The 13,547-nt window shown below is 61.8% G+C and carries 11 protein-coding genes and 1 pseudogene; all 12 read right to left on the bottom strand.

All coding sequences use genetic code 11. The features are described 5' to 3' along the window. Positions 1–85 precede the first annotated feature (85 nt). Positions 86–139: pseudogene (locus C4J86_RS27305) on the bottom strand (hypothetical protein); the annotation flags it as partial. Between the two features lie 1,115 nt (positions 140–1,254). Beyond that, on the bottom strand, positions 1,255–2,544 hold the full coding sequence (locus tag C4J86_RS02725; protein ID WP_124369392.1) for an adenylosuccinate synthase: 1,290 nt from the start codon (positions 2,542–2,544) through the stop codon (positions 1,255–1,257). 54 nt (positions 2,545–2,598) lie between these two features. Continuing rightward, positions 2,599–3,786 carry an ATP phosphoribosyltransferase regulatory subunit gene (locus C4J86_RS02720; RefSeq protein WP_124369391.1) on the bottom strand — a complete coding sequence of 396 codons (1,188 nt, stop codon included), beginning with the start codon at positions 3,784–3,786 and terminating at the stop codon, positions 2,599–2,601. A 293-nt stretch (positions 3,787–4,079) separates the two neighbouring features. Continuing rightward, positions 4,080–4,946 (bottom strand): protease modulator HflC, encoded by an 867-nt coding sequence (gene hflC, locus C4J86_RS02715; RefSeq protein WP_003188064.1) that lies wholly within the window; start codon positions 4,944–4,946, stop codon positions 4,080–4,082. After that, positions 4,946–6,121, bottom strand: coding sequence for an FtsH protease activity modulator HflK (hflK, locus tag C4J86_RS02710; RefSeq protein WP_124365625.1), 1,176 nt, complete (start codon positions 6,119–6,121; stop codon positions 4,946–4,948). The genes hflC and hflK overlap by 1 nt, the downstream gene beginning before the upstream one ends. A 96-nt stretch (positions 6,122–6,217) precedes the next feature. Beyond that, positions 6,218–7,519, bottom strand: coding sequence for a ribosome rescue GTPase HflX (hflX, locus tag C4J86_RS02705; RefSeq protein ID WP_124369390.1), 1,302 nt, complete (start codon positions 7,517–7,519; stop codon positions 6,218–6,220). Between the two features lie 12 nt (positions 7,520–7,531). Continuing rightward, the gene (gene hfq, locus C4J86_RS02700; RefSeq protein ID WP_016976904.1) at positions 7,532–7,792 is read right to left on the bottom strand and encodes an RNA chaperone Hfq; all 261 of its coding nucleotides are present in this window, start codon (positions 7,790–7,792) and stop codon (positions 7,532–7,534) included. A gap of 93 nt (positions 7,793–7,885) precedes the next feature. Beyond that, positions 7,886–8,857 carry a tRNA (adenosine(37)-N6)-dimethylallyltransferase MiaA gene (miaA, locus tag C4J86_RS02695; RefSeq protein WP_124369389.1) on the bottom strand — a complete coding sequence of 324 codons (972 nt, stop codon included), beginning with the start codon at positions 8,855–8,857 and terminating at the stop codon, positions 7,886–7,888. After that, a complete protein-coding gene (mutL, locus tag C4J86_RS02690) occupies positions 8,857–10,770 on the bottom strand; it encodes a DNA mismatch repair endonuclease MutL (RefSeq protein WP_124369388.1) in 1,914 nt (637 codons plus the stop codon). Before mutL ends, miaA begins: the two co-directional genes overlap by 1 nt. Next, positions 10,770–12,191: an N-acetylmuramoyl-L-alanine amidase gene (locus tag C4J86_RS02685; protein ID WP_124365623.1), complete on the bottom strand. Its 1,422-nt coding sequence runs from the start codon at positions 12,189–12,191 to the stop codon at positions 10,770–10,772. The genes mutL and C4J86_RS02685 overlap by 1 nt, the downstream gene beginning before the upstream one ends. A gap of 15 nt (positions 12,192–12,206) precedes the next feature. Then, a complete protein-coding gene (gene tsaE, locus C4J86_RS02680; RefSeq protein WP_124369387.1) occupies positions 12,207–12,677 on the bottom strand; it encodes a tRNA (adenosine(37)-N6)-threonylcarbamoyltransferase complex ATPase subunit type 1 TsaE in 471 nt (156 codons plus the stop codon). Beyond that, positions 12,665–13,525, bottom strand: a complete 861-nt coding sequence (locus C4J86_RS02675) for an NAD(P)H-hydrate dehydratase (RefSeq protein WP_124369386.1) — start codon at positions 13,523–13,525, stop codon at positions 12,665–12,667. The genes tsaE and C4J86_RS02675 overlap by 13 nt, the downstream gene beginning before the upstream one ends. Positions 13,526–13,547 lie beyond the last annotated feature (22 nt).

Here is a 13,547-nt window from a genome sequence, read left to right as displayed (position 1 = left end):
CCTCCCCCGCTTCGCGCACGATGGGCTGCAACTTATCCACAAAGCGATTGACCGCCGAAGCCATGTCGCCGATCTCATCCTTGCTGCTGATTTGCACCCGCTTGGTAAGGTCGCCCTCGCCCGCCGCCAAATCATCCATGGCAGCGATCAGCAGCTTCAAGCGGTTGACGACGCGGCGACCGAGCACGATGGCGATCAGCAGTAATACGCCAAGACCGACCAGCGCCAAGCCCATGCCGATGCGCCAGCGCAGGGTGCCGGCAGCCTCTTGAACCGCGCTGGTGGTGTTGGCGGTCATCTGGGTGGCCGTGGCTTGCGCTGATTGCAGGCGCGCGCCCATGGCCGCAGCGCTATCCGCCGCTGCGCCTTTGAGGCTGTCACCGACCAGTTGATCACCGCTGGCAATCAGCGCGGCAAAACGCTTGTCCAGCGCTTGCAGATCGGCCTCGACCGACGCGGTGGAAACCCCCATGCGGACCTTGCCGATCTCCACGCCGTTGGGGCTGATCGAGGCTTCGACGTAATACACCGCAGGATCAGTCTTGGCCGCGTCCAGCACTTTATCCAGGGCCCGCTCCCCCGCGCCCTTTGCCAACAGGGCCTGGTTGATCGGGTTTTCACGGTTCAGGTAACGGGTCAGGTGCTCGCCCGCCGCGTCGTCATACACCACGAACAACACGTTGGGATTGCGCTGCGCACGCCGGGCGAACTCCGACAGGGTCGGCACATCGCTGTCCCACATGGCTCGCGGCGCCACCGACGCCAGCAACTGCGCCATGTCATTGGCAGAGTCCTGCAAGTCTTTTTCCAGGGTCGCACGCAATTGCTTCTGCTCTTGCTGAAGGCGCGTGGAAAGCCCTGCGGTCAGACGCTGACGGGTGCTGGTGGACAAACTGTCCAGGCTGGACGTGACTTCCTTGCCGGCCTGGGCCAATTCGCCGGACAGCTTCTGGCTGTCGATGCCCAGGCGATTACCCAAATCTGCCTCCAAGGCGGTGACGGTGCTCCGCGTCAGCGCGACGGCCACCAGCACTTGCACCAAAAGAGCGATACCTAGGGTAACGAACACTGGTCGCAACAGACGACTTTGTAACAACGAGAGAACGGCAGACACTGGGAATCCCTCCACCACGGGTGCCATTAAATTGATAGCACCTCGGAAAGAAGGAAACACAGCAAGGGTCGTGCCGCTTGCCAGACACAAACGACAAAGGGCTCCCGAAGGAGCCCTTTGCTTTTTACATCAACAGCTTATTAAGCGAACGGATGACGCAGAACGATGGTCTCGTTGCGGTCCGGGCCCGTCGAAATAATGTCGATCGGCGCGCCAATCAGTTCTTCAACGCGCTTGATGTAAGCACGGGCATTGGCTGGCAGCTCTTCCAGGGTCTTCGCGCCCACGGTCGACTCGCTCCAGCCCGGCACTTCTTCGTACACAGGCTGCAGGCCCACGTAGCTGTCGGCGTCCGTTGGAGCGACGTCATTACCTGCGGCGTCTTTGTAACCGGTGCAGATGTTGATGGCTTCCAGACCGTCGAGCACGTCCAGCTTGGTCAGGCAGATGCCCGAGATGCTGTTCACATCGATAGCGCGACGCAGGATAACCGCGTCGAACCAGCCACAACGACGGGCACGGCCGGTGGTTGCGCCGAACTCGTGGCCTTGCTTGGCCAGGTGCGCGCCGACTTCGTCGAACAGCTCAGTCGGGAACGGGCCAGAACCTACGCGGGTGGTGTAAGCCTTGGTGATGCCCAGGATGTAGTCCAGGAACATCGGGCCGACGCCCGAACCAGTAGCAACGCCGCCAGCGGTGGTGTTGGAACTGGTCACGTACGGGTAGGTGCCGTGGTCGATGTCGAGCAACGAACCCTGGGCGCCTTCGAACATGATGTCTTTGCCGGCGCGACGCAGGTCGTGCAGTTCGGCCGTCACATCCAGCATCAGCGGCTTGAGCAGCTCAGCGTATTCCTTGCACTCGGCCAGCGTCTTTTCGAACTCGATGGCCGGTTCTTTGTAGTAACCCACCAGCATGAAGTTGTGGTAATCCACCAATTCACGCAGCTTGTCTTCAAAGCGCGGCATGTTGAGCAGGTCGCCCACACGCAGGCCACGGCGCGCCACCTTGTCTTCGTAGGCCGGGCCGATGCCGCGACCGGTGGTGCCGATCTTCAGCTCGCCACGGGCCTTTTCACGGGCCTGGTCCAGCGCCACGTGGAAGGACAGGATCAGCGGGCAGGATGGGCTGATACGCAGGCGCTCACGCACCGGTACGCCTTTCTCTTCCAGCTTGGTGATCTCGCGCAACAGGGCGTCCGGTGCAACCACCACGCCGTTGCCGATCAGGCACTGCACGCCTTCGCGCAGGACACCCGACGGGATCAGGTGCAAGACGGTTTTTTCGCCATCGATGACCAGGGTGTGACCCGCGTTGTGGCCACCTTGGTAGCGCACTACGGCGGCAGCATGTTCGGTCAGCAGATCAACGATCTTGCCTTTGCCCTCATCACCCCATTGGGTGCCCAGGACTACGACATTCTTACCCATAACACTTGTCCTCATTCGCGCAAACTTGGTGCCGGCGATGGCCGGCAGGAAAACTCAAGAAGCCAGTGGCGATACTTGCCAAAGCCCGTTCTGCTGAATCAATTGCCGGTCGCAGTCCGCTTCACGGGCGGCGGCCAATGGCTGCCCAGGCAAGGCCTGGACGACACGCTGACCCTCACTGCGCAACTGGCAAACCTGCTGCCAGAGTGCCGCGTCCGTACTGTCGGGCATCCAGATGCCACCAGACGGCAGCTCGACCTCAGCACGCCCCAGGGTCACCAGGGTTTTCAAATCAGTGGAAAAGCCAGTGGCCGGACGGGCGCGACCGAAGTCGGCGCCGATATCGTCGTAGCGACCGCCCTGGGCGATGGCTTGGCCAACACCCGGAACGAACACCGCGAACACCACACCGGTGTGGTAGTGGTAGCCGCGCAACTCGCCCAGGTCAAAATACAGCGGCAATTGCGGGAAGCGCGCCGACAACTGCTCGGCAATCGCCAGCACATCGTCCAACGCCGCCAGCACCGGCGCTGGCGCATTGGCCAGACGCTCACGTGCAGCCACCAGCACTTCACGGCCGCCGCACAGGTTGACCAACGCGCGCAACATCTGCGCGAGGTCAGCCGGCACGCCTTCGGTGAGGGCGATCACTTCGTCAATCGCCTTGCGTTGCAGGGCGTCGAACAGTTGTTGCTCGGCTTCACCGGACAAACCAGCGGCACGAGCGAGGCCACGGTAGATACCGACGTGGCCCAGGTCCATGTGCACGTCCGGCACATCAGCCAGTTGCAGCATGGCCAGCATCAGGCTGATCACCTCGACGTCGCTGCTCGGGCTCGCATCGCCATACAGCTCGGCGCCCAACTGGATCGGGCTGCGGGACGATGACAAGGCTCGCGGCTGGGCGTGCAGCACGCTGCCGGCGTAGCACAGGCGGCTCGGGCCCTCGCGGCGCAGGGTGTGCGCATCGATACGCGCCACTTGCGGCGTGATGTCGGCACGGAACCCCATCTGCCGGCCCGATTGTGGGTCGATAACCTTGAAGGTGCGCAGATCCAGGTCCTGGCCCGCGCCGGTCAGCAGGGATTCCAGGTACTCGATATGGGGAGTCACGACAAACTCGTAACCCCAGCTCTGGAACAGATCCAACACCTGGCGACGCGCTATTTCAATGCGCGCAGCTTCTGGTGGCAGTACTTCTTCGATGCCATCTGGCAGCAGCCAGCGGTCTACCGTTGCCATTACGCCATTCCCCTATGATCCGGGCGGCCAGCCCTCGGCCGAGCCTTGAGTGAAGCAGAAAATACCCGCCGCCTGCATAAACCACGCGCAAGAGCGACGTGACGAACGACCTGTAACCGGCCTCGTCGGGCACTTTCCTCGAAAAACCTGTCACGCCTGCCGAATCGAACATGCAGACGCAAAAAAGCCGGGAATTTCCCGGCTGCCGCATCATACACCCGTTTTCTGAAAGGATCACCCCGCCAGGCATTTTAGCCGCCCGACGGAGTGGTTCCTACAAAGAGACAGGCCTGTTACTTGGACTTTTCCAGGTAGCGGAAGAAGTCGCTGCTTGGGTCCAGCACCAGCACGTCGGTCTTGTTCGCGAAGCTTTCACGGTAGGCACGCAGGCTGCGGTAGAACGCGTAGAACTCCTGGTCCTGGCCGTAAGCCTTGGCGTAGATCGCCGCGGCTTGAGCATCACCATCACCACGGGCCTCTTCAGACTCGCGATAGGCTTCTGCCAGCAGTACACGGCGCTGACGATCGGCATCCGCACGGATACCTTCGGCCAGCTCGTTACCCTTGGCGCGGTGCTCACGGGCCTCACGCTCACGCTCGGTGCTCATGCGCTCGAACACGCTGCGGTTCACTTCCTTCGGCAGGTCAATGGCCTTGACCCGCACATCGACCACTTCGATACCCAGCTCTTTCTCCGCCATGGTGTTCAGCGAACGAGTGATGTCAGCCATCAGCGCATCACGCTCACCGGATACCACCTCATGCAGGGTGCGCTTACCAAACTGGTCGCGCAGGCCCGATTCCAGACGGCGCGACAAACGCTCGTCAGCAATCTGCTTGAGGCCGGAAGTCGCGGTGTAGAAGCGCTCGGCGTCCTTGACGCGCCACTTGGCGTAGGCGTCAACCATCACGGCTTTCTTTTCCAGGGTCAGGAAGCGCTGTGTCGGTGCATCCAGGGTCATCAGGCGGGCGTCGAACTTGCGCACCTGGTTGACGTAGGGGACTTTCACATGCAGGCCCGGCTGGACATCCGCCTGGACCACGCGACCGAATTGCAGCAGCACCGCACGCTCGGTCTGAGCCACGATGTAGAAGCAGTTCCAGGCAGCGATGACCACGACGACGCCCACAATCAGGGCGGTCAGCGATTTATTGCTCATCAACGGCTCTCCCTGGTACGTGTTTGCTGTTGCAGCAAGTCAGCGGCCGCACGGGCGCTCGCTTCGTTGGCAGCGGCATTCGAACCGGTGGACGGCGCGCTGGCGCCGCTACGACCACCTTCGATCATCTTGTCCAGCGGCAGGTACAGCAGGTTGTTCTGCCCACCCTTGCTGCCGGTCACGAGAACCTTGCTCGTATTGCTGAAGACTTCCTGCATGGTGTCCAGGTACAGACGCTCACGGGTCACTTCAGGTGCCTTGCGGTACTCGGCAACCAGTTTGGTAAAGCGGTCTGCCTCACCCTTGGCACGGGAGACCACTTCGTCGCGGTAGCCGTTGGCATCTTCGAGGATGCGCTGGGCTTGACCACGGGCTTCCGGCACCACGCCATTGGCGTAGGTTTCTGCCTGGTTGCGCGAACGCTGCTCGTCTTCACGGGCACGGATCACGTCGTCAAAGGCTTCCTGCACTTCACGCGGTGCGGCAGCGCTCTGTACGTTGACCTGGGTGACGGTGATACCGGTGCGATAGGTATCGAGGAACCGTTGCAGGCGCTCCTTGATTTCGCTGGCCATCAATTCACGCCCTTCGGTCAGCACCTGGTCCATGGCGGTGGAACCCACCACATGGCGCAAGGCACTTTCGGTTGCGTGTTGCAGGCTGATTTCCGGCTGGTCGACGTTCAGCACGAAGTCCTGCAGGTTGGTGATCTTGTACTGCACGGTCAGCGGCACTTCGACGATGTTCTCGTCTTCGGTCAGCATCTGGCCCTGCTTGGTGTAGGCACGCTCACGCGTGACGTTCTCCATGTACTTCTTGTCGATCGGCGGGAAATAGATGTTCAGGCCTGGCCCGACAGTCTCGTAGTACTTGCCGAAGCGCAGCACCACGGCTTGCTCCTGCTCGTCCACTACATAGACCGCGCTGTACAGCCAGACGGCCGCAAGCACGACAAGGCCCAGGCCCAGCAGGCCATAGCCACCGCCCTTGCTTGTGCGACCACCCTCGTCACTACCGCGTTTTTTTCCACCACCGAACAACCCATTCAGGCTTTCCTGCAGCTTTCGGAAGGCCTCGTCGAGATCCGGTGGCCCCTTGCGGTCGCCATTATTGCGGCGCTTACCACCCCAAGGATCCTGATTATTCGAGTTGCCACCCGGCTCATTCCAAGCCATAGCGCTCTCCATCTGATAAAGCAAAGACGCACCCACGGCGCGCCGACCAATGCTACAGAATGCCTGCCACCGCGGCACAACCGCTTTCTCAGGCTTTTATTGCAAAGTGTGTTGCTCGATGAACTCTGCCGGTACGACACCCTCGCGACTGACCAGTCGATTGAGCTCCGAGCGCGGCAATCGAACGTCCAGCAAGCTGACACCTTCTTCGTCGTGTTCTTCTTTCTGTACCGCGCCCAGCTCGAAAAACTGTGCACGCAGTCGAGCAAAACGCTGCGGCAAGCGCAAGGTGCCCACGAACAAATCGCTGCCGAGCAACTCGGCAATGGCTTGTTCCAGCAGCTCCAGGCCACTGCCATCACGCGCCGACAGCCAGACCCGTTGAGGCTTGCCGTTCTCGTCGCGCTGAATTTGTGGCTCGACGCCTTCAAGCAAATCGAGTTTGTTATAGACCTCGAGGATCGGCAAGTCCTGTGCACCAATCTCGCCCAGCACTACCATCACCTGCTCGATCTGCAGCATGCGATCCGGTTCAGCCGCATCGATTACGTGCAACAGCAGGTCGGAATTGCTCGACTCTTCGAGCGTAGACCGAAATGCCTCGACCAGCTTGTGCGGCAAGTGCCGGATGAAACCCACGGTATCGGCCAGGACGATCGGCCCCAGGTCGCCGATATCCAGGCGGCGCAGGGTCGGGTCGAGCGTGGCGAACAGTTGGTCTGCCGCGTACACGTCCGATTTCGTCACGTTGTTGAAGAGTGTGGATTTGCCGGCGTTGGTGTACCCCACCAGTGACACGGTAGGGATATCCGCACGCGAACGGCCTCGACGCGATTGCTCGCGCTGGCTGCGCACTTTTTCCAGGCGGCCCTTGATCTGGCGCAGGCGAACCTGCAACAGACGCCGGTCGGTTTCCAGCTGGGTTTCACCCGGACCACGCATGCCGATGCCGCCGCCCTGGCGCTCAAGGTGAGTCCAGCCGCGCACCAGACGGGTGCTCATGTGGTCAAGCTGGGCCAGTTCGACCTGCAGTTTGCCTTCATGGGTACGCGCGCGTTGGGCGAAGATATCGAGAATCAGACCGGTGCGGTCGATCACGCGACACTCGAAGACACGTTCGAGGTTACGTTCCTGACTGGGCGTGAGGGTGTGATTGAAGATCACCAGATCGGCTTCTTCAGCGTGGACCAGGTCGCGCAATTCCTCGACCTTACCGCTGCCAATCAGGTATTTGGCGGTTGGCCGATGACGCGGCACGTTAAAAAACGCAACGGTCTCGGCGCCGGCCGAATTTGCCAACTCCTGAAACTCCTGCGGATCTTCGCGCGCCTCAGGGTCCTGTCCATCCAAGTGAACGAGGATCACTCGCTCACCACCACCGTGGCGCTCAAAGAACAAAGGAGACTCCTATCAGGCGTTACCTGGCTCAGCGTCAGCTGCTTCATCACCTGCTGCGCTAGGCAGACGGATCGGACGAACAGGGACGACTGTCGAGATAGCGTGTTTGTAAACCATCTGGCTGACGGTGTTTTTCAGCAGGATCACGAACTGGTCGAACGACTCGATCGTACCTTGCAACTTGATACCGTTGACCAGATAGATGGAAACCCCCACTTTCTCTTTACGTAAAGTATTCAAGTAAGGGTCTTGTAGCGAATGCCCTTTTGACATGTGCCGCACTCCTTTAAGGATCAATAATAAAAATCGGAAAATAAATAGCTCATGGCCGTCACACCCCCAAGGATAGACGGCAATTGCAAGGACTCAGCTCAATATGGAGACCGTTCCCAAGTATTTCAAGGCGCGTGACAGATTGTCGCTGTCCAGGCTGTCCAACCAGTGCAAATCGCTCCAGCTGCGCAGCCAGGTGAACTGGCGCTTCGCCAATTGGCGCGTGGCAATGATGCCGCGCTCCTGCATTTCGGCTGACGTCAGCTTGCCATCCAGATGATCCCAGACTTGGCGGTAGCCTACAGCACGTATCGAAGGCAATCCTGGATGCAGATCACCTCGGGAACGCAGTGCTACGACCTCCTCCACAAACCCCTGTTCCAACATAATTGTGAATCTTTGTGCAATTCGTTCATGCAGCACCTGGCGATCTGCCGGAGCGATGGCCAGATTCGCCACAGTATAGGGCAATTGTGACTGACCAGATGCGTCTGCATCAGCACTTTGCGCAGTTTGTTTCAGCCTGTGTTCAGTCATGGTCTGGCCGCTGACGCGCCAGACTTCCAGCGCACGGGTAAGTCGCTGGGGGTCGTTGGGGTGGATGCGCGCCGCAGACACCGGGTCTACCGCCGCCAGCTGGTCGTGCAGGGCCTGCCAGCCGAGGCGCGCGGCTTGATCTTCAAGCTCGGCGCGCACCTGGGCGTCAGCGGGCGGCATGTCCGCCAGGCCCTCCTGCAGAGCCTTGTAATACAGCATCGTGCCGCCGACCAGCAGCGGGATGTTGCCCCGCGCGGTGATTTCAGCCATGGCGGCCAGGGCGTCGGTACGGAAATCTGCGGCCGAATAGCTTTCGGACGGGTCGATAATGTCGATCAACCGATGCGGATGCCGGGCCAACAGCTCTTTTGAAGGCTTGGCCGTGCCGATGTCCATGTCCCGGTAAACCAGGGCAGAGTCGACGCTGATCAGCTCGCACGGCAAGACCTTGGTCAGTTCGATGGCCAGGTCGGTCTTGCCCGCGGCCGTCGGGCCCATCAGGAAGATCGCGGGGGGCAAGGCACTCATCAGCGACCGCGCAGGAACAGTTTGTCCAGATCATCCAGGCCCATCTGGGTCCAGGTCGGCCGGCCATGGTTGCATTGGCCACTGCGCTCGGTGTTTTCCATGTCGCGCAGCAGGCCGTTCATTTCCGGCAGGGCCAGTCGGCGGTTGGCGCGGATGGCACCGTGGCAGGCCATGGTGCCGAGCAGTTCGTTGATATGCGCCTGGATACGGTCGCTGGTGCCGTATTCCATCAGGTCCGCCAGTACGTCGGACACCAGGCGATTGGCCTCAGCCTGCTTGAGCAGCGCAGGAATCTGACGGATCGCCAGGGTCTCCGGGCCCAGACGTTGCAGTTCGAAGCCCAGCTTCTGGAACACGCCGTGGTGTTCCTCGGCACAATCGGCTTCCCGCTGGCTGACTGCCAGGGATTCCGGCACCAGCAGTGGCTGGCCGCTGAGCCCTTCACTGGCCATGGCGATCTTCAGGCGCTCGTACATGATCCGCTCGTGGGCGGCGTGCATGTCTACCAGCACCAGGCCGTGGGCATTTTCCGCAAGGATGTAGATGCCCTTGAGTTGCGCCAGCGCGTAGCCCAGCGGCGGAATATCACCGCCGCCCTCGGGCAAGGCAACCGTGCCCGGCTCGGCACCCGGCAACGGCGCGAAGAATTCACGATAAGCCGCCTGGGCCTCAGCCACCGGCACGGTCGATTGCGGCCGTGGGGTGTATTGATATTGATAACCCGCGCCGGCTCCCGAATTGGGCGCGGTGTAATTCGGCTGCGGCTGCGATGATTGCAGAAGGTTACCAGCAAGGCTCATTTCGCCCTGGGGACCGAACTCGCCAGCCTCGGGGCCGCTCGGGCGGACCACCGCCGTTACGATTGGCGCGGATAACTGGTCATCCGGGCGCACATCACCCAAGGCACGGTGCAAGGTGCCGTACAAGAAGTCATGCACCATGCGCCCGTCACGGAAGCGCACTTCGTGCTTGGTCGGGTGCACATTGACGTCGACCACCGAGGGGTCGACCTCGAAAAACAGCACAAACGTCGGATGCCGACCGTTGAACAATACGTCGCGGTACGCCTGGCGAACCGCATGGGCCACCAGTTTGTCGCGCACCGCACGGCCGTTGACGAAGAAATACTGCAAATCGGCCTGGCTGCGGGAGAAGGTCGGCAAACCGACCCAGCCCCATAGGCGCAAGCCATTGCGTTCGATTTCAATCGGCAGCGCCTGCTCCAGGAACCCGGCACCGCACACGGCCGCCACTCGCCGAGCGCGCGCGGCGTCATCATTGGCTTCGTGCAGGCTGAGGATGGTCTTGCCGTTGTGGCGCAGATGGAACGCCACATCGAAGCGCGCCAGGGCCAGGCGCTTGATCACTTCCTGCAGGTGGTCGAATTCGGTTTTCTCGGCCTTGAGGAATTTGCGCCGCGCCGGGGTGTTGAAGAACAGGTCGCGCACTTCCACCGAGGTGCCCACCGGATGGGCCGCCGGCTGGACCCGAGGCGCCATGTCGCGGCCTTCGGTTTCCACTTGCCAGGCCTGTTCGGCGTCGCGCGTGCGGGAAGTCAGGGTCAGGCGGGCCACGGAGCTGATGGAGGCCAGGGCCTCACCGCGAAAGCCCAGGCTCATCACCCTTTCAAGGTCTTCCAGGTCGCGAATCTTGCTGGTGGCGTGACGGGCCAGGGCCAGCGGCAGGTCATCCGACGAGATGCCGCTGCCATCGTCACGCACCCGCAGCAGCTTGACGCCGCCCTGCTCCACGTCCACGTCAATGCGCCTGGCGCCGGAATCGATACTGTTTTCCAGCAGTTCCTTGATCACCGACGCCGGGCGCTCGACCACCTCACCTGCGGCGATCTGGTTAGCCAGGCGCGGGCTGAGCAGTTCGATGCGCGAGCCACTATTCAACACAGATTCGCTCATTACTGCGCCGCCAATTCAGTGCCGGGGATGGTCAACATCTGGCCAATTCTCAACTCGTCGGTTTTCAGGTTGTTAGCGCTGCGCAAGGCGGCGGGGGTGACCTGGAAACGTACGGCCAGCATGGCCACGGTGTCGCCAGGCTGCACGCGGTGGTCACGCGGGCCCTGGGCGATTTTGCCGGAGTCACGCAACCAGGCGATGTAAGTGCCCGGTGGCGGGTTCTGTTGGAAGAACTGGCGCACGCCGGCGCTGATCGAGCGCGCCAACGCTTGCTGGTGGCTGGCACTGGCCAGCTTCGAGGCCTCGTTGGCGTTGGAAATGAAGCCGGTTTCGACCAGGATCGACGGGATATCCGGCGACTTCAACACCATGAACCCGGCCTGCTCCACGCGCTGCTTGTGCAGCGAGGTGACCCGGCCAATGTTACTCAGGACTTTCTGGCCGACATTCAGGCTGGAGGTCAGCGAGGCGGTCATCGACAAGTCGAGCAGTACGCCGGCGAGCATTTTGTCTTTGTCATCGAGGGAGACGTTGCCGGCCCCGCCGATCAAGTCGGAACGGTTTTCACTGTCGGCCAGCCAACGGGCGGTCTCGGACGTGGCGCCACGATCGGACAAGGCAAACACCGACGCACCGAACGCCGCCGAGGATGGGGCGGCGTCGGCGTGGATCGATACGAACAGGTCCGCGCCCTTCTTGCGGGCGATTTCGGTGCGCCCGCGCAATGGGATGAAGTAGTCACCGGTACGGGTCAGTTCGGCGCGATAGCCTTTCATGCCGTTGACCTGGCGTTGCAGTTCGCGGGCGATGGCCAGCACCACGTCTTTTTCATGCTGGCCGCGCGAGCCGGACGCGCCGGGGTCTTCGCCACCGTGGCCGGCATCGATCACCACGATAATGTCGCGCTTGCCTGCCGGAGCGGGCGGCGGCGGTGGCAGCTTGACCTGCGGCTGCGAGGGGTTGACCGGCACCGCCGGCACCGTCGCCACGCTGGGCGTCGGCGCAGGCGGTGGTGCGGCATCGGCGGGGTTGTCGAACAGGTCGACCACCAGGCGGTTGCCATATTGGGCGTTGGGCGCCAGGGAGAAGCTTTTGGGGGTGACCGCTTTTTTCAGGTCGATGACCACGCGCAAATCGGTCGGCGTGCGCTGCGCCGAACGCATCATCGTAATCGGGGTGTTGGCGGTGGAGACTTTCAGCGGCGCGGCCAGGGTCGCACCGTTGATGTCGATCACCAGGCGATCAGGCGCCGTGAGGGTAAAGACGCTGTGCTGGACCGGGCCCGACAGGTCGAACACCAGTCGCGTGTTATCCGGCGCTCGCCACAGGCGGACACTCTTGACCTGTGAAGCAGCCACAGCATTGACAGTCATTGCCGCAAGCAACACCCCCACGACAGCAACCAACGCGCGAAAGCGCATACCTAACCCCACCAATTATTTGAATTCCAATGCCAGAGCATCACGCCACGCTTCACCGCGCGGGCTCTGGGGCAACAACTTCAGCTGACGTCCGTGCTCGTGCGGCGTAATGGTAATGGTCATGTCAGGCTTTGGCAAAAAGCCTGTGCCTTTATCTGGCCACTCGATCAGGCACAGCGCGTCTTCGTCGAAGTAATCACGAATGCCCATGAACTCCAGCTCTTCAGGGTCGACCAGGCGATAGAGGTCGAAGTGGAACGCACGCACCTCACCGATCTCGTAAGGTTCGACCAGGGTGAACGTCGGGCTTTTTACCGCACCGGTATGGCCCAACCCGCGAATGATGCCCCGGGACAGCGTGGTCTTGCCCGCCCCCAGGTCACCTTCGAGAAAGACCAGCCCCGCCCCGCCCGTCACTCGCGCAATAGCGTGACCGAACGCGACCATCGCGTCTTCATCGGCCAGGAAAAGATTTACTTCAGGCACGGCGACTGCTCCTCCAGCAATTGACGAATGGCAGGTATCAGGTCGCTCGCTACCAGCCCGCGACCGAACGTGCCCTGGCGATCCCCTGCCGTAGCGTGCAACCACACGGCCAGGCAAGCTGCCTCATACGCCGGCATGCCCTGGGCGAGCAACGCGCCCACGAGGCCAGCCAATACGTCACCGAGCCCCGCCGTCGCCATGGCGGGATGGCCTTGGTCACAACGTGAAACGCGCCCGTCCGGGCTTGCAATCAAACTGCCAGCACCCTTGAGAATAGCCACTGCGTCGAATTTACGGCTCAACGCGCGCGCCACCTTAAGACGGTCGGCCTGAACCTCGGCTGTCGAAATACCCAGCAGCCGCGCGGCTTCGCCTGGATGCGGAGTGATCACGCAGTTGGCAGGCAGGCTGACGCTGCCGGTCGCCAACTGATTCAAGGCATCGGCGTCCCAGACCTGTGGCAGGTGCGCGTTGGCGGCGACGGATAGCAGGCTTTTACCCCAGGACGCATCGCCGAGACCGGGCCCGATCACAATGACCGAGATTTTTTCCAGCAAGCCCATCAGTTGATTGGCCGAACTCACGCCCACGGTCATCACTTCCGGCAAGCGCGCCAGCGCGGCGGGAACATGTTCCACGCGGGTCGCCAGGGACACCATACCGGCGCCACTGCGCAGCGCGCTCTCGGCACTGAGCAGCGCGGCGCCGCCAAAGCCTCGGTCGCCGCCAATCACCAATAGATGGCCAAACTGCCCCTTATGGGCGTCCGGGGAGCGCGCAGCCAGTTGCGGCAAGTGGCCGGGCAACAGCGGCTGCACGTCGGTTATTTCGTGTTTTGTCTGAGGCATGCGTCTTCAAGCTCCGATGTCT

Origin of the sequence: Pseudomonas sp. R2-7-07 (assembly GCF_003852355.1) — a bacterium.
In the GTDB taxonomy this organism is placed as follows: domain Bacteria; phylum Pseudomonadota; class Gammaproteobacteria; order Pseudomonadales; family Pseudomonadaceae; genus Aquipseudomonas.
Note: the sequence above shows the minus strand (reverse complement) of the source record. Positions and strands in the feature narration are given on the sequence as shown.